This window comes from Parasphingorhabdus marina DSM 22363, from assembly GCF_900128895.1.
GTDB classification, from domain to species: domain Bacteria; phylum Pseudomonadota; class Alphaproteobacteria; order Sphingomonadales; family Sphingomonadaceae; genus Parasphingorhabdus; species Parasphingorhabdus marina.
This window is the reverse complement of record NZ_FSQW01000001.1, coordinates 1,037,808-1,055,484: the sequence shown is the minus strand read 5'-3', so window position 1 is coordinate 1,055,484 and position 17,677 is coordinate 1,037,808. Positions and strand designations below refer to the sequence as shown.

Annotated in this window: 19 protein-coding genes, 1 tRNA gene and 1 pseudogene; 13 read left to right on the top strand and 8 right to left on the bottom strand. The window is 56.8% G+C overall.

Annotated features, from left to right (window positions below):
- Positions 1–30 precede the first annotated feature (30 nt).
- A complete protein-coding gene (locus BUQ90_RS05330; protein WP_204244737.1) occupies positions 31–2,187 on the bottom strand; it encodes a TonB-dependent receptor in 2,157 nt (718 codons plus the stop codon).
- 167 nt (positions 2,188–2,354) lie between these two features.
- Between BUQ90_RS05330 and arsC the strand changes: the two genes are divergently transcribed.
- Together arsC and BUQ90_RS05320 are read left to right on the top strand one after the other, a co-directional pair.
- Entirely contained in the window at positions 2,355–2,705 is a 351-nt protein-coding gene (gene arsC / locus BUQ90_RS05325) for an arsenate reductase (glutaredoxin) (protein WP_074204038.1), read from the top strand.
- A 55-nt stretch (positions 2,706–2,760) separates the two neighbouring features.
- Positions 2,761–3,492, top strand: a complete 732-nt coding sequence (locus tag BUQ90_RS05320; RefSeq protein WP_074204037.1) for a ParA family protein — start codon at positions 2,761–2,763, stop codon at positions 3,490–3,492.
- An 18-nt stretch (positions 3,493–3,510) separates the two neighbouring features.
- Here the strand turns inward: BUQ90_RS05320 and BUQ90_RS05315 are convergent, their stop codons facing one another.
- Both BUQ90_RS05315 and BUQ90_RS05310 read right to left on the bottom strand, forming a co-directional pair.
- Complete coding sequence (locus BUQ90_RS05315) at positions 3,511–5,880, bottom strand: putative bifunctional diguanylate cyclase/phosphodiesterase (protein ID WP_239447355.1); 2,370 nt, start codon at positions 5,878–5,880, stop codon at positions 3,511–3,513.
- Positions 5,881–5,980: 100 nt separating this feature from the next.
- The gene (locus BUQ90_RS05310) at positions 5,981–7,711 is read right to left on the bottom strand and encodes a fatty acyl-AMP ligase (protein WP_074204036.1); all 1,731 of its coding nucleotides are present in this window, start codon (positions 7,709–7,711) and stop codon (positions 5,981–5,983) included.
- Between the two features lie 213 nt (positions 7,712–7,924).
- Between BUQ90_RS05310 and BUQ90_RS05305 the strand changes: the two genes are divergently transcribed.
- The 5 genes and pseudogenes from BUQ90_RS05305 to BUQ90_RS17945 all read left to right on the top strand — a co-directional run.
- Complete coding sequence (locus BUQ90_RS05305) at positions 7,925–8,431, top strand: regulatory protein RecX (protein WP_239447354.1); 507 nt, start codon at positions 7,925–7,927, stop codon at positions 8,429–8,431.
- A gap of 106 nt (positions 8,432–8,537) precedes the next feature.
- A complete protein-coding gene (locus BUQ90_RS05300) occupies positions 8,538–9,158 on the top strand; it encodes a cold-shock protein (protein ID WP_074204034.1) in 621 nt (206 codons plus the stop codon).
- Between the two features lie 13 nt (positions 9,159–9,171).
- Positions 9,172–9,678, top strand: a complete 507-nt coding sequence (locus BUQ90_RS05295; protein ID WP_074204033.1) for a DUF192 domain-containing protein — start codon at positions 9,172–9,174, stop codon at positions 9,676–9,678.
- A gap of 88 nt (positions 9,679–9,766) precedes the next feature.
- A complete protein-coding gene (locus BUQ90_RS05290; RefSeq protein ID WP_074204032.1) occupies positions 9,767–10,168 on the top strand; it encodes an NADH:ubiquinone oxidoreductase subunit NDUFA12 in 402 nt (133 codons plus the stop codon).
- A pseudogene (locus BUQ90_RS17945) lies at positions 10,144–10,590 on the top strand (DUF2155 domain-containing protein); the annotation flags it as partial. The gene BUQ90_RS05290 and the pseudogene BUQ90_RS17945, both read left to right, overlap by 25 nt.
- A 35-nt stretch (positions 10,591–10,625) precedes the next feature.
- Here the strand turns inward: BUQ90_RS17945 and aat are convergent.
- On the bottom strand, positions 10,626–11,489 hold the full coding sequence (gene aat, locus BUQ90_RS05280) for a leucyl/phenylalanyl-tRNA--protein transferase (protein ID WP_074204030.1): 864 nt from the start codon (positions 11,487–11,489) through the stop codon (positions 10,626–10,628).
- A complete protein-coding gene (locus tag BUQ90_RS05275) occupies positions 11,473–12,399 on the bottom strand; it encodes a hydrogen peroxide-inducible genes activator (RefSeq protein ID WP_074204029.1) in 927 nt (308 codons plus the stop codon). Before BUQ90_RS05275 ends, aat begins: the two co-directional genes overlap by 17 nt.
- A gap of 125 nt (positions 12,400–12,524) precedes the next feature.
- Here BUQ90_RS05275 and BUQ90_RS17535 point away from each other — a divergent pair, with 125 nt between their 5' ends.
- The 3 genes from BUQ90_RS17535 to BUQ90_RS05260 all read left to right on the top strand — a co-directional run bounded on the left by BUQ90_RS17535 (position 12,525) and on the right by BUQ90_RS05260 (position 14,518).
- The gene (locus BUQ90_RS17535; protein WP_204244736.1) at positions 12,525–12,701 is read left to right on the top strand and encodes an HP1242/YdcH family protein; all 177 of its coding nucleotides are present in this window, start codon (positions 12,525–12,527) and stop codon (positions 12,699–12,701) included.
- A gap of 137 nt (positions 12,702–12,838) precedes the next feature.
- Positions 12,839–13,246: a YbaN family protein gene (locus tag BUQ90_RS05265; protein WP_074204027.1), complete on the top strand. Its 408-nt coding sequence runs from the start codon at positions 12,839–12,841 to the stop codon at positions 13,244–13,246.
- Positions 13,247–13,297: 51 nt separating this feature from the next.
- A complete protein-coding gene (locus BUQ90_RS05260) occupies positions 13,298–14,518 on the top strand; it encodes an aromatic ring-hydroxylating oxygenase subunit alpha (protein ID WP_074204026.1) in 1,221 nt (406 codons plus the stop codon).
- 9 nt (positions 14,519–14,527) lie between these two features.
- Here the strand turns inward: BUQ90_RS05260 and BUQ90_RS05255 are convergent, their stop codons facing one another.
- Positions 14,528–15,067: a cupin domain-containing protein gene (locus BUQ90_RS05255; protein ID WP_074204025.1), complete on the bottom strand. Its 540-nt coding sequence runs from the start codon at positions 15,065–15,067 to the stop codon at positions 14,528–14,530.
- Positions 15,068–15,148: 81 nt separating this feature from the next.
- The gene (locus BUQ90_RS05250; protein WP_074204024.1) at positions 15,149–15,526 is read right to left on the bottom strand and encodes a PilZ domain-containing protein; all 378 of its coding nucleotides are present in this window, start codon (positions 15,524–15,526) and stop codon (positions 15,149–15,151) included.
- Positions 15,527–15,844: 318 nt separating this feature from the next.
- On the opposite strand from BUQ90_RS05250, the gene BUQ90_RS05245 reads away from it, so the two are divergent.
- Positions 15,845–15,920: transfer RNA gene (locus tag BUQ90_RS05245), tRNA-Trp, on the top strand.
- Between the two features lie 57 nt (positions 15,921–15,977).
- Here BUQ90_RS05245 and BUQ90_RS05240 read toward each other — a convergent pair.
- Positions 15,978–16,472 (bottom strand): MarR family winged helix-turn-helix transcriptional regulator, encoded by a 495-nt coding sequence (locus tag BUQ90_RS05240; protein WP_074204902.1) that lies wholly within the window; start codon positions 16,470–16,472, stop codon positions 15,978–15,980.
- 56 nt (positions 16,473–16,528) lie between these two features.
- Here BUQ90_RS05240 and BUQ90_RS17530 point away from each other — a divergent pair, with 56 nt between their 5' ends.
- Positions 16,529–16,909 (top strand): CC_3452 family protein, encoded by a 381-nt coding sequence (locus tag BUQ90_RS17530; RefSeq protein ID WP_143182725.1) that lies wholly within the window; start codon positions 16,529–16,531, stop codon positions 16,907–16,909.
- Between the two features lie 193 nt (positions 16,910–17,102).
- Complete coding sequence (locus BUQ90_RS05235) at positions 17,103–17,663, top strand: methylated-DNA--[protein]-cysteine S-methyltransferase (protein WP_084192628.1); 561 nt, start codon at positions 17,103–17,105, stop codon at positions 17,661–17,663.
- Positions 17,664–17,677: the final 14 nt, after the last annotated feature.

The following is a 17,677-nucleotide window of genomic DNA, read 5'->3' as shown; positions in this document are numbered from 1 at the left end:
TCGGCACCCGGTATGAAACAGAACGATCGTCTAGAAGCGCCCGCTGATCGTGAAGCGGGCATTGAGCGGCGCCCCGACACTCGCCTGATGTGTGCTGTGCGACGTCGGGAAGTAGAGCGTGTCGGTCACATTTTCGACATTGACCTGAAGTCGGAGATTTTCCGAAACATCATAATAGGCCGCGGCATCGATACGGGTATAGGAAGGAAGTATCGCGCGGGTTGTTACCGTGTCACCGTTAAGGCCTGTATAGGTCACATTGCCGTTGGTGATGAAGCTCTCGCTCTGATGTGTGAGGCCCACTCCGATACCGAAACGTTCGGTTACCTGAACCTGATTCCAGATCGAAAACATGTTTTCGGGCAGTTCCCGCGGACGCAAACCGTCATTGCCGAATGCATCGACCTGGACGCCGTCCAGGAAACTATATCCGGCGGAAATGAACCAGCCATCCATCACCTGGCCCTGCAATTGCAGCTCGAAGCCCTGAATATTGGAGTCGATGACATCCAGAGTCGCCGGATCATTGTCATTGGGCTGCGGTGAGCTTTGTTCAATATCAAAGACCGCAGCCGTCAGGCTGAGCCCCGGCTGAAAGTCCCATTTGATCCCGGCTTCCAGATTGGTGAAAGTATTGGGTGCCAGTGCATCATTGTTGCCATTGATGTTGGCGAATTGTTCTCCGGAGCGCGGCAGGAAGCTCTCGCTGTAGCTCGCATAGATGGAGATATTCTCCTCCGGCTTGATAATGATACCACCACGCGGACTGAATTCTTCGTCCTTGCGATTGCGAATCTCGCTTGCCACGACATTATTGACTTCAATATCGAAACTGTCGAACCGGCCGCCGACAACGATATTGAGCCAGTCGGTGAGCTTGATTTCGTCCTGGATGTAAAAGGACAGCACATCGATCGAGACGCGCGTATCATCATTGATATCTACAGTGAAATCGTTGGTGGTGGTCTGTCCGAGAGCGTTGACCCCCACTCCACCGCGAAAATTGAGCGGACGTGCGATCGAGAAAATCTCGTTGTCATCCTGTGTCTGGTCCCAGAATGCATTGAAGCGGTTCTGATCGGATGACGTGTTTATATATTCTCCACCGACGATCAATGTGTGATGAATATTGCCGGTATCAAACTCTCCGATCAGATTGCCCGAAAGGATCAGATTTTCGCGCTGGGTCGCATCGATATAACCGTCTGTGGTCACGTCATCCGGCGTGGCGAGCTGATTATAGGCCGAGGCATAGAAGTTGGAATAGACCTTGTCATAATCGCCGTAAAAAGCGCTGAAATTGCCTTTGACATTCTCGGAAAACTCGTGCTGCAGATTGGCGCGGACAAGATGGGCTTCCAGCGTCGTGAAGTTGAGCTCGGCATCGCCAAACACGATGTCTTCAAAAGCTTCAACCGGGCGGCCATCTATGCCGGTTGGGATGCCACGATCAACAAACCGCTCGTGATCGGCATATTCGTATGACAGATCGAACGTTGTCCTTTCGCCAAGCAGGAACCGCACTGTCGGATTGATACCAATGCGGTCGCCATCATAAAAATCCCGGTGATTGTTGAGGCTCTCATAAGCCGCATTGAGGCGGATGCCGACATTCTCGCCGGCCGCCAGATTCACGTCTGCCTGGATGTCAAACGCCCCGAAGGTATCCAGCGAAACCTGACCGCCACCAAAAGTCTCGCCAATGGTGCCTTTCTTGGTGACACGGTTCAGGATTCCCCCGGTGCCGCCACGTCCGAACAGCAAGGCATTGGGCCCGCGCAGGATTTCGACCTGCTCCAGATTGTAGAGACCACGGTAATATTGGACATCATCGCGCACGCCATCAATGTAGAAGTCTGCGGTAGAGCGTACACCGCGGAACACCACTGCATCGCGGTGCCCCTCTCCTTGCGAATTATTGACACCCGGCGTGTAGTCGACAATCTGGCCAACACTTGTGAAGCCACGCCGGGCTATCTGGTCGGCCGTTGTAATGGACAGGCTCTGCGGGACGTCAATGATCGGGGTCGGCGTCTTGAGTGAATTCACCTGATCTGAATACAGCACTTCGCCGACCACCAGGATATCGGATTTGCCCTGATCTGCAGCCGCATCGGAAGCATGAGCTGCCGCTGGCACCAGCATCGTTGTCGCCAGCATGAAAGACAGCATATTGATCTTGGACATATAGATATTCCCCACTTTGCAATTTATTTGCGATTCGTTCTCAACAAGACCGTCTCGTATTGATAATAATTCTCAAGAGCAATCAAAATCTGTCCTGCTCATGATTTTCCTTGAAGATCTGTGCACATGGTGTTTTTTGGCAACAGCCGAACCTCAGGGAGAACCCAATGAAAGCGACGATCTGGCACAATCCGAAATGCGGGACATCCCGCAAAACCCTTGCCATATTGGAGGAGACACCGGGCGTGGACCTGACCGTTGTCGAATATCTCAAGCAACCGCCGAGCCGTACCAAGCTGGAACAACTCTATCGCGATGCTGGTATCACCCCGCAGGAGGGCCTAAGGGTGCGCGGTTCGCCCGCCGAAGAGCTTGGGCTGACAGACGAGAATGCCACTGCCGACCAGATTCTGGAGGCGATGGCCCGGGAACCCATTCTGATCAACCGGCCGCTGGTTGAAACGGACAAAGGGGTCCGGTTGTGCCGGCCGCAGGATCTGGTCCACGATATTCTCTGACTGTCGGACCATTTTCGGCGAACCCGTTTGACACATAGTTTTCGAGTTTGCATCCATGGCCGTTATCGCAGTTTACAGCATGAAGGGTGGCGTCGGCAAAAGCTGCACCGCCGTCAATCTGGCCTGGAGCAGTGCCACACAGAGCGCGCGACGGACATTGCTCTGGGACCTCGATGCCCAGGGCGCAGCGTCTTTCATTCTCAAGGGCGACAAGGTCAAAAAGGATCGCGCACGAGCCATGATTGCGGGTGATGTCAAAGCCGGCAAGCTGATCAAGCCGACGGCCTATGACAATCTCGATCTGCTCGCCGCTGATGTGTCGTTGCGCGGGCTCGACCGGCTGTTTTTTGAAATCAACCGCAAAAAGCATATGGGGAAAATTCTGCGCGGACTCGCGAAAGACTATGACCGGATCATCCTCGACTGCCCGCCCGGTCTGACCGAAACCAGCGAACAGATCCTGCGCAATGCCGATTATGTGATTGTCCCGGTCATCCCCTCTCCGTTGTCAGAGCGCGCCCTGAAGGACGTTCAGCTGTTTCTCGACTCCACCGGCCGGAAACACGCGCCACTGCTGCCGGTCTACACCATGGTGGACCGACGCCGGACCATCCACAAGAACACGCTGGACAAACATCGCAAGTGGCCGGTCATTCCCATGTCGAGCGACATCGAACGGATGACCAAGCTCAAGCGGCCGGTAGGAGATTTTTCGCCCAATGGGCCAGCCGCGCAGGCCTTTGCCAAAATCTGGCGGGGTATTGAAAAACGAATCGCCAGGGGCTGACCAGGTTAGCTTCTGCAATCAGGCGGCACGGTCATCCTGAGACACGGCGTCCGGATCGAAATTGCGGAACAGGTCTAGCGCATCATGCGGCGCCATCGGCCGTCCGAAATAATAGCCCTGAATCTTCCGGCAACCGAGCTTCTGAATCATCTTGACCTCTTCTTCGGTCTCGGCGCCTTCCGCCGTCGTCGACATGCCGAGACTGTCGGCCATTGCCACAACGGCACGAATGATTGCGAGACTTTCCGGAACTTTCTTGGCCGCGCCCTGGACGAAGCTGCGGTCGACCTTGATCGTCGTGAACCGGGTTTTCCGCAGATAGCCGAGCGAAGAATAGCCGGTACCGAAATCATCCAGCGAGAGGTTGATGCCCAGCGCGATAATCTGGTCGAGAACTTCGGTTGCGCCGGTTCCCTCGCGCATGAAAATACTCTCTGTCACTTCAATCTCGAGACGTTGCGCGGGCAGCTGGCTGTCCTGCAGTGCCGACACGACCATGTCGAGGAAATTGGGATCACTCAGCTGGTCGGCCGACACGTTGACCGCGACCTTGACCGTCGAGGGCCAGTTCATCGCTTCCTTGCAGGCCGTGCGCATCACCCATTCGCCAATCGGGACGATCAGGCGCGCATCCTCGGCCAGCGGGATGAACTTGGCCGGCGAGACAACGCCAAATTCCGGATTGGTCCAGCGCAGCAGCGCCTCAAATCCCATGACTCCGCCAGTATCGGCGCTGACCACTGGCTGGTAGTTGAGTGAAAACTCTTCATTGTCGAGCGCCTTGCGCAGGGCAATTTCCATGACCCGGCGCTCTTCGGCATGGACGTGCAATTTGGGCTCATACTGATTGTGCGCGCCGCCGCCCTGGTCCTTCGACCGGTAGAGTGCAAGGTCGGCGCTGCGCATCAGCATTTCCACCGTCCGTCCATCGCGCGGGCCAATGGCTGTCCCGACACTGGCGCCAATATAGAGCGTGTGCTGATCCACTTCATATGGACGTGACAATGTCTCGATAATCTTCTTGCCGAGCATCTCGGTATATTGGGAGTCGCTGGCATCGCGGATCACGATGGCGAATTCGTCACCGCCAAGCCGGCCGCACAGTTCGTTGTCGGTCATGATCGAACGCAGACGGTCCGCGACGCGGGCCAGCAGACGGTCACCGACCGGATGGCCCAGCGTATCATTGACCGCCTTGAACCGGTCCAAATCGATCATCATGAAGCCGCAGCGGCCGTTCCACTTGTCGGAATTCTGCATGGCCTTGCCCAGCGTTTCGGTCAGCTGCAGACGGTTGGGCAGGCTGGTCAAAGTGTCAAATCGCGCCATGTGCGAGATCTTGTCGGCGGACTCGCGTTGCTCGGTCACGTCGGAGCCGACCCCTCGGAAACCGTGGAACACTCCGCTGTCGTCGAGCTTGGGTGAAGCAGACAATTCCCACCAGCGGGTCTCGCCGCGAATCTGTACCGGAACCATCATGTTGCTGAAACTGTCCCGCCGTTTCAGCTTTTCCGCCAGATCATGCAAAGCCGGCGGGAACTTCCCGGTGTCCCAGGATTGACCCGCAACCAGCTGCAAAAATGGTTTCCCGTCAATTTCTTCCGGCGTCATCCCCAGCGCATGCGCAAAGCGGGGAGACACATGGGCAATGCGCCGCGAGGTGTCGGTCTGCCACAGCCAGTCGGCCCCGGTATCCTCAAATTCCTTGAGCAGCAGGCTCACCACTTCGCTTTTCTCGTTGAGATGCGCTTCGGCGACCTTGCGGTAGATGAACGACCGGCCCGTCATCAGACAGGAGGACAGAAGCAACACCGTGATCGCCATGGACCCCAGCGTCATCTGGAAGCTGCCGACATGATACCAGCCAAAGATCATCGCGCCGCCGCTAATCCCGATATAGAGCAGACTGCTCAGGGGAATAGCGGAGAGCATCATCGCGGACCCGACCATCAGACAGATCATGATCGACCAGAGGTTCATCATGGCCGCCTGATCGCCAAACAACGCAAGCGTGACAAAACCGATACCCCAGATCCCCCCGGCTGCTGCAGAGAAGAGATGCGCGATCGTGGTGTCCCGCAAATCGATGCTCTTGCGCTGCCAGAGTGCCTGCTTCTTGAAGGTGAGGTGGCTGTAGAAATAGAGGCCACAAAGCGCGACAAACCACAGCCCGGCCGCCAGCCATCCGACGCTCGCCGCAGCGATCTGGACAGCCAGGGCACCGCACACTGTCGATCCGATGATTTTCACCATGTCATGCTGGCGAACACCCTCGAACTGCAGCGCACGGATACGGCCCCAGTCCACGCCTTCGGGATCGGCCAGGCCGATCAGCACACGCAGCGGGATATCCCGGGGCAATCCGGATTGAGACACTTTTTCTTCCACGGATTGTCCCTTACGCCGAAAACCTTATCGAAACGTAAGGATGACCCAGTTTTTCCGGCCCCAAATTGTTAACTTACCTTAACCTCTGCGTTAACCACCGTCAGGCTGCAATTGCATAGGGTTGGATATCGCCGGAAAGGTAAAGATTACGCGCCTTTGCGCGGCTCAACTTGCCGGAACTGGTGCGCGGCAGTGTCCGCGGCGGAACCAGCTCGATCACACAGTTCATGCCGGTAATCGACCGCACTTTTTCCCGGATCTCGTCGCGCAACCGTAAGCGCTCGATTTCATCCGACGTGCGGCACTGAACCAGCACGGCCGGCGTTTCTTCTCCGCCCGGGGTGGTGATTGCGAAGGCGGCGATGTCGCCAGCCTTGAAACCGGGCAATTGCTCGACCGCCCATTCAATATCCTGCGGCCAGTGATTCTTGCCGTTGATAATGATCATGTCCTTCGCCCGGCCGACAACATAGAGATAGCCGTCTGACAGATAGCCCATGTCTCCGGTGTCGAGCCACCCGTCGACCAGACAGGCCGCGGTTGCTTCGGGATCCCGGTAATAGCATTCCATGACCGAGGGACTTTGCATCCAGACCTTGCCGACCGTTTTCTCGGGCAGGACCGATCCATCTTCTTCACGGATTTCGAGCAGTGTGTCACGTACAGGCTTGCCGCAATTGACAATGGCACGATAGCGTTTCGGCCGATTGCCGCCCGCCGGTTCGTCGCCGGAAAGATCGGTCTCTTCAACCAGCTCGACTTCCATGCCTTCGCCCGGCGGCATCAGCGTCACCGCCAGCGTTGCTTCCGCAAGCCCATAGCTCGGCAGGAAAGCTTTCGCATCAAATCCTGCCGGTGCAAATGCATCGGTGAAGCGCTGCATGACATCGGGCCGGATCATGTCGGCCCCGTTGCCGGCCAGCCGCCAGCGGGAGAGATCAAACCGTTCCTTGACATTGGACTGGCTGCCAATCCGCCGCGCACATATTTCATAGCCGAAGGTCGGCGAGAAGCTGCAGGATGTTCCCTTGTTGCGGGAGATCAGGTCCAGCCAGGACAGCGGCCGCCGGGCAAAATCGGCGGTCTTGAGATAATCGGTGGACACCTGATTGGCGACCATCGACAGGAAACAGCCAACCAGTCCCATGTCATGATAGAAGGGCAGCCAGGAAACGCAGCGGTCATTACCGTCAATCAGCATGCCATGCGCATGGGAGCCCAGATTGTGGAGCAACGCGGTATGGGTCACCGCAACGCCGTGCGGGAAACGCGTCGAACCACTGGAATACTGGAGATAGGCAATGTCGCTGCCCTTCGCTTTTGGCAACTCCCCTTCCGGCGCATCGCGTTCGGCAAACTTGTCCCAGCCAAAAACCGGAATATCCCGCGATTCCCCGGCAGCGCTGGCCAGTTCGGTAATTTCGTCAGGAAACAGCAATATGCAGGGATCGCAGCTGTCGAGCTGGACGCCGATCTGGTCAACATAGCTCTCCTTGCCTCCGAACGAGGTCGGCAACGGAAGCGGGACCGGCAGGGCGCCGGCATAAATAGCTCCGAAAAACAGCGCGCAAAATTGCGGTTCGGTATCGGCAATCAAGGCCACCCGGTCGCCTGGGGTGACGCCGAAAGCGATCAGCCGATGCGCCGCGGCCAATGCATCTTCACGCAGCTCCGAAAAGGGATAAACCCTCACAAGGGTCGCCCGGGCGTCATGAAAATTGAAGCCCTTCTGCCCTCTGGCAGCATAGTCCAGCGCGTCGCCGAGCGTCTCGAAATCGGCAAAAATTCGGGGGTGGTTATCTGTTGTGGGGGTTGGCGTCAGATCGGTCATTCAAAATCCACTTTCCAGAAGGTCCAGCCTTCAAAAAATCCTCATTTATCCAGACATGCGCCCGTCCGGCCCTGCAGGAGCCAGATATGGCAATTATTCTCATGCTGGGCCCCTATTGATTGCAAGTGACGTTTAAATTTCGGCTCGACTGTGGCACAAAAAGGGCAATCACAGTTTTCGAGAGCCAAAGCGTTGAAAAACAGGGTCAAACCGTTGAACCAGACTGGGTTGCAAGACCTCGCTTTGCGCTATGTCAGCCGCTACGCCACCACGCGTCACAAACTGAAAGCCTATCTGCACCGCAAATTGCGGGAACGGGAATGGGACGGGGAGCAATCGGCGGACATTGACGGCCTGGTCGTAAAGTTCGCGGAGCTGGGATATATTGACGATGCCCTGTTCGCGAAAAACAAGGCCGCGGCGCTGAGTTCCCGGGGTTACGGCAAGCGGCGAATCTCACAGGCGCTGTATCAGGCGGGCATTGCCGAAGGAGATGATGCCGACGCCTTGGCCGTCGGAGAAGCCCGAAAATGGGAAGCTGCGCGGACCTTTGCCCGCAAGAAATCGATCGGGCCCTATGCCTCGGAAATCCGCGACCCTGACACCCGGCGCAAACAGTTGCAGGCCTTCCTCCGGGCGGGCCACGGATTTGATATCGCGGCGCGTTTTGTCAATGCAGCACCGGGAGAAGACATCGAGGATCAGGATTACACTGGGTAAATCACCCATGGAATCGCCATTTTGCAGAGAATATGTTATTGAATTTGCGGTGAAGGCTCTCCGAGTCTCTTCATCTTTAGTCGGTTATGGTTTTCGGAGGCGTTTGGTGACCAGCTTAGTTGCAGATCCCGCACATTCAGGTGACAGTGTCACGGACAGTCCTGTTGATGACAGCCGGGATCCCGGGTTGCAGACGATGGAAGCGACCGGGACCGTCAAATGGTTCGATTGCCATCGTGGATTCGGGTTCATCGTCCCGGAGGAATCACCGGCAGACGGCATGCTGGGCCAGGATATTCTCGTCCACTGGACCATATTGGAACCGCTCGGTCGGCGCGATCTGCCGGAAATGGCAACCGTCACCTGCGAATATGTCGAAGCACCGAAAGGCTTGCAGGCAACCCGTATTCTGGATGTCCAGATCCCGGAACATGCGGTCACCCAGGATCTTCAGGCACCGGAAACCAAACGCCGGGCCATCCATGTCGTGGACGACGACAGTACGCCATTCGTCCGCTCCGAGGTCAAATGGTTCAATCGCGCAAAGGGTTATGGATTCCTGATCGCAGAAAATCTTAATGGTGATGTCTTCCTTCATATGGAAACCCTGCGCGATGCGGGGCTAACCGAAGTATTTCCCGGCCAGGCCCTGATGGTGCGGACCAGTGATGGCGAACGCGGGCATATGGCCGTACAGGTCAGCCTTCCCCCTTCCGCTGGCGAGTGATAGCTCTCAACCCATGAAAGCTCCTGTCCGCTTGATTCGCCTGTCCGCCATGTGCGTGGCGCTAGGGTCCGTCACTGCCTGCAATGCCCAGAGCAGCGAGTCAGCTGCAGCGAGCCCGGCAGCTGAAGCCAGGCTGTCCGAGGCTGGTCTGGAACTCGCACCCTTGACCATCACGTCCGGTGACCAGACGCACCGGTTCACCGTGGAACTCGCGCAGAGCCCGGAACAGCAGGCTCGCGGCATGATGTTTCGCACCGAACTGGCGCCCGACAAGGGCATGCTCTTCCCATTCCCGACAGAGAAAATGGCGAGTTTCTGGATGAAAAACACGGTCATTCCGCTGGATATCATTTTCATCCGCAGCGACGGCACGATTGAATCGATCGCGGCACGGGCAACGCCCTATTCACTCGAACCCGTGCAGTCCGGTGAGCCGGTGGCGGCGGTGCTCGAACTTGCTGGCGGACGTGCGGCGGAACTGTCGCTGCAACCGGGTGACCGGGTCGACTGGCTGAAATAACCGATCGGAAGATCTCCAGCCTCGTTCCGCCGGAACGGGCGCATTTTTTAATTGCGGACACCCCCGCCCTGACGCTAAGCGACTTCGCATGGGACTCTTAGGCAAGATATTCACATGGTGGGATGGCGCAACCATCGGTACCTCGCTGTTCACGGCCCGCAAAGGCGAGCAGGTCGGCGAAGACATATTTGGCAATCGCTATTTTCAGGCCAAAAAGGCCGAAGGCAATTTTCAGCGGCGCTGGGTCATTTATGACGGCGCCAATGATGCCAGCCGGGTGCCACCGGAATGGCATGGCTGGCTGCACCACAGTTATGACGAGATTCCCGAAAGCCATTTGCCGCAGCCGCGGATCTGGGAAAAAGCGCCAACCGGCAACCTGACCGGAACTGCCGAGGCCTATCGACCCGCTGGCGCACTGGAATCCGGCGGACGGCGTGCTGCCGCGACCGGAGACTATGAACCATGGAATCCGGCCGAAGCGGAATGAAGCAATCCCGCATCCTGCTTTTTCTGCCGATCGCTCTGCTCGGCGGATGCGGCCTGTTCAGCAGTGATGATGTCGAAGAACGCGCCATAGGCCAGGCGGCGGAAAAAGCCGAAGTGGCGGCAACGGACGAAGAGCTGGTTCAGCCGGTCACCGAACAGATTGGCACACCGATGGCAGAGCGGGTCGCCACGCTCGGATTTCTCAACAAGCGCAATGGTCTGACACGCGATCTGGAATTGCGTCCTGGCCAGTCCGTGCGGATTGGGCGGGCCATTGTCCGCCTGCGCGCCTGCGAACGGACCGCACCGTGGGAGCTGACGCCCGAACAGGGCGCCTTTGTCCAGCTCCTGGTCAATGACCGCCCTTCGACGCGCGCGGGTGACGATGAGTGGAAGCAGGTGTTTTCCGGCTGGCTGTTCCGGGAATCCCCGTCACTCAATGTGGTGGAGCATCCGATCTATGACGTCTGGGTCAAAAGATGCGAAATGAGCTTCCCGGGTGAAGAAAATCCGCCGGAAGATTCTACCAATCCGACCGCGCCCCGATCTTCATCCTCCAATGCGGTCAACCTCTCATCCAGCGCAGAGAATGATGCGGCCGGGGATGGCGATACGGCTTCGAGCGTTTCCCCGTCGCCTGCCCAGCCACCGGTTGCCCCGGTGCTCGCACCGACACCGGCTGAAGAACCAGAAGACCTGATTGGCGATCTGATCGCCGAAAATACCGGTGACGAATGAACCTGTGCGGCCTTGAGCCGTTCCAGATATTCTTCCTGGCTGATCTCCACGGCACCCAGGGATGCCAGATGGTCAGTCATGAATTGACAGTCGAGCAGCCGAAACCCGCCAATCTTTAACCGCGCGACCAGCCATGCCAGGGCCACCTTGGAGGCATCGCGCGTGCGCGAGAACATGCTTTCCCCGCAAAATGCCCCGCCAAGTTCCAGTCCGTACAAACCACCCACCAGTTCCTCGTCACCCTCAGGACCGGCTTGCCAGCATTCGATACTGTGCGCCTGTCCGCGCGCGTGGAGGGCAAGAAAGGCTTCCTCGATCTGGCCGTTGATCCATGTCTCGCGGCGATCATCTGCGGTCTCGGCGCAGATCGCAATCACTTGCGCAAAAGCGGTATCTGCCGTCACCCGAAACCGGTCAGCCCGAATGACCTTGCGCAGGGACCGGGACATGTGAAATCCGTCCAGCGGCAGAACCGCACGGGTTTTCGGTTCAACCCAGAAAATTTCGGGATCATCCCGGGCATCGGCCATGGGAAAAATGCCCGAACCATAGGCCTTGATCAGCAGGTCAAGATCGATCGGCATGGCTGGCTTCGCTCAGCAAGACATTTGCTTCTTCGGCAATTTTCCGCGCGACCACCAGATATTCATCGGCAAAACCGGCACCGGTTCGCCACGCTGCGCCGATACTGCGTGTTGCTTTCCAGCCTTCCACCTCCAGCAGGGCCACATCTCCGCCGCGGGAAATTTCCGACCGGACATAGAGCGCCGGTAAAATCGCCAGCCCCAGTCCGGAGGCGACCATCTGCCGCACACTGTCGAGACTGGTCCCTTCATAATCCCGGGACAAGATCATGCCATTCTGCCGACATTGCTCTGCGACATCCCGGTGGAGATGGTGCCGGCGATCCAGACTCAGCACGGAAGTTTCTGCCAGATCGGCCTGCTTGATCGTCCCCTTGCCAGCGAGCGGATGGTCGGGCGGTGCAACCAGGATCAGCGGCTCCCGGAACAGCGGCTCGATGGTGAGATTTTCACCCTCGATCGGCAAGGGTCCGAGCAGCATGTCGATCGAACCCTTGACCAGCTCCATGGCCTGCAGGTCGGGAATACCTTCGCGCATGTAAAAGCGCAGGTCCGGTTGCGACCGGTGCAATCCGGCAATTACCGGCGGCATAAGATAGGGTCCGAGCGTGGGCGACACGCCGAAACGTAACGTTCCCGCCAGCCGGTCGCTCGCCCGCTCGGCGAGATCCCGGATATCCTTGACTTCGACAAGCACCTGTCTGGCGCGCTCGGCAATTTCGCGGCCGATGGGCGAGAGTTCCGCACCATGGGTCCGGCGTTCAACCAGCGTGACGCCCAGCCGTGCCTCCAGCGCGCGCAGCTGATGACTCAGGGTCGGCTGCGATGCGGCGGCAGCCTGTGCCGCCCGCCCGAAATGGCGGTTGTCCGCAACGGCAACAAGATATTCAAACTGACGCAATGTGGGCATGGCACGGGCCTCTCGTTATATAGACATTATCTATTGAATGATTTGATTTCATTCGATTGGAAATATCAACAGGTGCATGCAATATCAACCGTGCAATTGGCGAAAAGGGACGGAAAGGCATGGCAATGGACAATCATCTCAGCAGCCTCATCCGCAAGCATCAGAAACTTGATGACCAGATCGCCCGGATGCACGGCAATCTGGAACGCGTCGGGTCGCTCAAAAAACTTCGCGCGCAACTGAAAAACCGTATCCGGCATTTGCATCGAAATCGCGGCGCACCGTCCCGGCGGAGCGTCTGACATTACTTATCCTTCCTAACCCCACTCGGGGCGGCAGTCCTCCCTCAACTGGCTGCCGCCCTTTTTTTTGGGCGTGGTGAATCCCGGAACAGAGAATTCCATGCATGGTGCGGGTACAATTGTGCTAAGCGGCTGGCATGAAACGGCACCTTTATCTTGCCGCCGGTTTTACGGCGCTCGCGCTGGGCAGCATAGGCATTTTCCTGCCGCTCCTGCCGACCGTGCCCTTTGTGATCCTCGCCGCCTTTTGTTTCGCCCGCAGCAGCCCGCGTCTGGAGGCCTGGTTATTGGATCATGCCTATTTCGGGCCGCACATCCGCAACTGGCGAAACAACCGGTCGATAACCAAAAAGGGCAAACGCGCCGCGCTGCTGGCCTTTGCTGTCAGCATCGTGATTGCGCTTTTGTTCGTGGATCTGCCATGGAACCTGATTCCTGTGGCGGCGGCTTTGATTGGCGGCACCTGGATCTGGACTCGCAACGAGCCGGAACAGCTGCCTGCGACGACCATCGCGGCGACCGAGGAGCCTGCACCAAAAGAATAGTTTGCCGGTTTCCGGAATTTGCTATCCTGCAGGCAATTGCAGGAGAGAGTGATGTCGCGGGAAAAACTGATCGAGATGACCCGGTCGCTGGTGGCGCACGGCGAAGCGGATACGATGGAACTGGCAGATGAGGTGGTTGGCGTTCCAGCCTCGGATTACACCGACGAAGAGCGGTTCGAGCTGGAGAAGGAACGGATTTTCAAGCGCATGCCGCTGATGGTCGCCCCGTCTTGCGAACTGCCGGAACCCGGTTGCTACAAGGCGATGGAAATCGCCGGTATTCCGGTATTGGTGACGCGGCAGAAGGATGGTACGGCGCAGGCTTTTCTCAACAGCTGCACCCATCGCGGCAATCCGGTCGCCGAAGGCAGTGGCAAGGCAACCCGCTTCACCTGCGGCTATCATGGCTGGACATTCAAGAATGACGGCGATCTGCTCGCCGTGGCTTCGCCGAAAGATTTCGGCACGGTCGACAAGGCGCAATTCTGTCTCACCAAATTTCCGACTCTGGAACGCGCGGGCCTGATCTGGGCGACACTCGACCCCAGGAGCACACTCGATATTGCCACCTATCTGTGCGGCTATGACGAGATGCTGGAACATTTTGGCTTCAAGTCCTGGCATCTTTTCGAGCAGCGCACATTGCCGGGGCCGAACTGGAAGACGGCCTATGACGGATATCTAGATTTCTATCATCTCCCGGTTTTGCACAAGGACACGTTTGGGGCGGACTTTTTCAACCGCGCCAATTATTTCGCCTGGGGCCCGCACCAGCGGCTCGCCTCGCCTTCCACATCTGCCCAGAAAACCGGAAGTGACGAAATTGTTGATCTGACCAAGATCGCCGAAGAGGACTGGCCGATCGATGCGCTGACCCAGGGTGTCTGGACGATTTTCCCGCATATCTCGATCGCCAGCTTTTATGGTGGCGGCGGACGCGGTGCGATGATTTCACAACTGTTCCCCGGCAAGACGGTGGGCGAAAGCTTCACCACCCAGTTCTATGTCATGGAAAATGAGCCCGAGGACGAAGCGGTCCGGCAAGGCGCGCATGATCAGTTTGCCTTCCTCGAAACCGTGGTCGCCGACGAGGACTACACCACCGGCAAGCGGCAGCATGAAGCCTTGCAGGCCGGCATGATGGACAAGGTCTGGTTCGGGCGCAATGAAGGCGGCGGACAGGTTTTCCACCAGTGGGTAGACCGGTTGATCAAGGCTGACGATGCAGAGCTGGACGCCATCTTCGCACCGCAGCTCGAGGCTGCCGAATAAGCACGATAGTCAGGCGTTCCGGAAATCCCGACTGGGCGGCAGCGCCTCTTTCCATTTGGGCCGTTCGCTGCGCAGCCTGTCGAGCATTTTTTCCCAATAAGCTTCGGTCTTGCCCTTGAACTGAATGTTGAAATCTTCCTCGGTGCGGAACTCCAGCAGCTCCACGCCTTTGTCACCGATGGTGTAGGTATAGGGGGTTTCGGCAGGCAGGAAGAAGCCGTCGCCGGGCCCCATTTCCTCCGTGCCCATGCGAATGTCACCGGCCACGATGTAGTAGAGGCAATCACTGTCATGGCTGTGCAGCGGCAGCGGATAGCCGGGCCGGAACCAGAATTGATGGAGGGAAAACCCGAATCCGCTGAACAGGCATTTGCCCGAATAGCCTTCGGCGACGCCCGCAGCGCCCATTTTCTCGAGCCCGTTGAGGATGACCGGATCATCATCGACATAGGACATGTGGCCCGCCTCGCCAAAGTCCTGCGCATCCCGGGATCTAAAGATGCGCAGGACCTTGAGCGGTTCCGGTTTGCTGTCTGGTGACTTGGTCATCGGCTTCTCCCTGTGGGCGGGCGAAGCATAGCAGTGTCACCAGACAGAACCAAACCGGATTTTGGCCGACCTTTGGCCGGTTTAGTCTATGTCATCCTCCAGTTCGGGGACCGGATAATGGGTGACATAGCGATCCAGGACCGCCGGATTGAGCATATTCTCAAAGGCGCAACCCAGGCCTTCATTATTATGATGCACAACCGATGCTTCCAGCGCTCCCAGACCTGGAAGGGTCAACCAGCACCTGGTGCCGGAATGTATCTGCAGCAAGGCGTCGCACGCGAAGCCGGCCAGCGAGATATTGACCACGTTGACCGAAAAACTGTTCGATCCGGTAAACCGCATGCGAGACGGGATAAGCACGTCATGCCGCGGGGCGCAGCGGTCCTCTTCGGCCGCATAGATATAGGGGATCTGCGTGGGAGGTATCAGCCCCTTTCGTACAAGCAAGTTTGTCATATTCGTTCTCCGTAATGATAGGACCCGGTACCGGTACACGGAGCATCAGGGGGAAAAATGGCTAGGAGACCTGTGATTCCAAAGTCCCCGAAGCTTTAGCGCCGGTGGAAAACTTTTGCATCTCAGCGAGTAAACCCCCCGTTCCTTCGGGAGGTAAACAGCAATTTGCCGAATTTTAACCATCATTGCGGAAATCGGGTGTAATCCCCATATAAGCAGGGATAACGGACGAAGAACGCAGAATGCGGCTTGCCCTGAACGTATCTTGCCGCTAATGCGCGGCTTGGTCGGGGCCGTTACGAACTGTCCAGACCGTGCAGGAGTTTAGCTCAGTTGGTAGAGCATCGGTCTCCAAAACCGAGGGTCGTGGGTTCGAGTCCCTCAACTCCTGCCATTTTTTCCCGATACTTTTTGGTGTGTGTGTACTTTGGGAGCCTTTTTGGCGGCTCAATCAAATGGCGTGGCCCCGAATTGGGCAATCGCTGCAAGTTTGAACGTTGCAGAATCGACAAATGCGGTGCTTTCCCATTTCGGTTTCTGGTAAATTTGTCAGAACCTTCGCAATCAAATCAGCAAGAACCCCCCGTTCATTGGTCGTGATCCCCTCAAGTGCAGCTTCCAGCATATCAAGGCGGCGCATCATAAGCTTCTTACGCATGATGGTTCCTTTTCGCGTGAGATGCAGTGCAACGGTTCGACCATCTAAGCCACTGCGTCTTTCGACAAGACCATCCTCTTCCAACCGATCAGCCACACGCACGGTACCTGGGTGTGACAAATCAAGAACCTGACGAAGAATCTGAACGGATATTCCGGGAACATATCCGATAACAATAACTGCTGCCGCGGTCTCGCCGGAGCGATCAAAAATGTCTTTCAGCTCAGCGCCCATTTTGTCGGTAAGCGCCAAAGCAAGAGCGCCAAGTAGGTTTGTGGTTCGATCCATGTCAGCAATGTATGCGCTGAGCATAGAAAAGGCAATTATCGGATTGACGTATATGTATGCGTTATGCATATAATATTTTGGCTATCGAAACTGCAACTCTTGCAAGAGGAATTGTCATGACCCACGAATGGAATCGTACCTTCCTGATAACTGCCATTATTGGCTTGGGCGCGATAAGTGCAGTATCGGCTCACGCGAAAGATAAGACACCGGATTATCGAGCGACAGCAATGGAACCAATCAGTGATACCATAATTGCGAGGGAAACTGTCTGGCGTTGCACCAATGGTGAATGCCTTGCAAAAAAATCTCACAGTTCCGCTCGTCATGTTTGCGTGCGATTGGTTCGTGAAGTCGGTAAACTCGAAAAGTTTAGCTTTCGCGATGCTTCATTCGATGCTGACAAACTCGCAAAATGCAACGACAAGGCCCGGTGAGCCGTTCTTAAACCAACCTTGCCAATGCTGGCGCTAAGCGCATCAGCCTCGCAACTTCTTGCTACACCTGCGTGATCACAACAATGCATGACGCCGCGCAGGAAATACAATATAGGGGCGCATTCGTACTTATTGACCAGACAACTGCTGTAGACTTTAATATCATTCTTGAGGATTGATGGTCTTGGAAACAGTGCAGTTTACTCTTTTCCCGACGGCGGTCGGCGACTGCGGCATCGCATGGCGTGGCGATACGGTCGTTGCCACCGTTTTGCCGGAGAAGACGCCCGTTGCGACAGAAGCGCGCCTATTTGAGCGAACAGGAGCGAAAAAGGGCCAGCCGATAGCCGCTATAGAGCTCGCCATTCAAGCAATGTCTGCGCTGCTCGAAGGTGAAAAAGCAGACTTATCATTTATCACCTGCGACTTTCATGGAATCGATCCATTCTCAATGGAGGTCTACTCCGTCACTCGGACAGTTCCGGTTGGCGAGACGCTTACTTACGGCGATGTTGCCTTGCAGCTTGGCGACAAACTATACGCACAAAGGGTTGGTCAGGCCCTGGGACGTAACCCATTCCCAATTATCATTCCTTGCCACCGCGTAGTTGGCGCAAACGGCAAACTTATAGGTTTTTCAGCACCCGGCGGAATTGAAACCAAACTCAAGATGCTCTCAATTGAAGGGGCGCAAATTGCCGATCCGCCATCTTTGTTTGATGATCTTCCACTCGCGACTAAGCCGCAGGATTGATTTTCAAATGCTGT

Excerpts from the sequence above, each read along its gene's own strand:
- BUQ90_RS05330 (WP_204244737.1), bottom strand. The coding sequence starts at position 2,187 with ATGTCCAAGATCAATATGCTGTCTTTCATGCTGGCGACAACGATGCTG.
- arsC (WP_074204038.1), top strand. The coding sequence starts at position 2,355 with ATGAAAGCGACGATCTGGCACAATCCGAAATGCGGGACATCCCGCAAA.
- BUQ90_RS05320 (WP_074204037.1), top strand. The coding sequence starts at position 2,761 with ATGGCCGTTATCGCAGTTTACAGCATGAAGGGTGGCGTCGGCAAAAGC.
- BUQ90_RS05310 (WP_074204036.1), bottom strand. The coding sequence starts at position 7,711 with ATGACCGATCTGACGCCAACCCCCACAACAGATAACCACCCCCGAATT.
- BUQ90_RS05295 (WP_074204033.1), top strand. The coding sequence starts at position 9,172 with ATGAAAGCTCCTGTCCGCTTGATTCGCCTGTCCGCCATGTGCGTGGCG.
- BUQ90_RS05290 (WP_074204032.1), top strand. The coding sequence starts at position 9,767 with ATGGGACTCTTAGGCAAGATATTCACATGGTGGGATGGCGCAACCATC.
- aat (WP_074204030.1), bottom strand. The coding sequence starts at position 11,489 with ATGCCGATCGATCTTGACCTGCTGATCAAGGCCTATGGTTCGGGCATT.
- BUQ90_RS05275 (WP_074204029.1), bottom strand. The coding sequence starts at position 12,399 with ATGCCCACATTGCGTCAGTTTGAATATCTTGTTGCCGTTGCGGACAAC.
- BUQ90_RS17535 (WP_204244736.1), top strand. The coding sequence starts at position 12,525 with ATGGACAATCATCTCAGCAGCCTCATCCGCAAGCATCAGAAACTTGAT.
- BUQ90_RS05265 (WP_074204027.1), top strand. The coding sequence starts at position 12,839 with ATGAAACGGCACCTTTATCTTGCCGCCGGTTTTACGGCGCTCGCGCTG.
- BUQ90_RS05260 (WP_074204026.1), top strand. The coding sequence starts at position 13,298 with ATGTCGCGGGAAAAACTGATCGAGATGACCCGGTCGCTGGTGGCGCAC.
- BUQ90_RS05255 (WP_074204025.1), bottom strand. The coding sequence starts at position 15,067 with ATGACCAAGTCACCAGACAGCAAACCGGAACCGCTCAAGGTCCTGCGC.
- BUQ90_RS05250 (WP_074204024.1), bottom strand. The coding sequence starts at position 15,526 with ATGACAAACTTGCTTGTACGAAAGGGGCTGATACCTCCCACGCAGATC.
- BUQ90_RS05240 (WP_074204902.1), bottom strand. The coding sequence starts at position 16,472 with ATGGATCGAACCACAAACCTACTTGGCGCTCTTGCTTTGGCGCTTACC.
- BUQ90_RS17530 (WP_143182725.1), top strand. The coding sequence starts at position 16,529 with ATGCGTTATGCATATAATATTTTGGCTATCGAAACTGCAACTCTTGCA.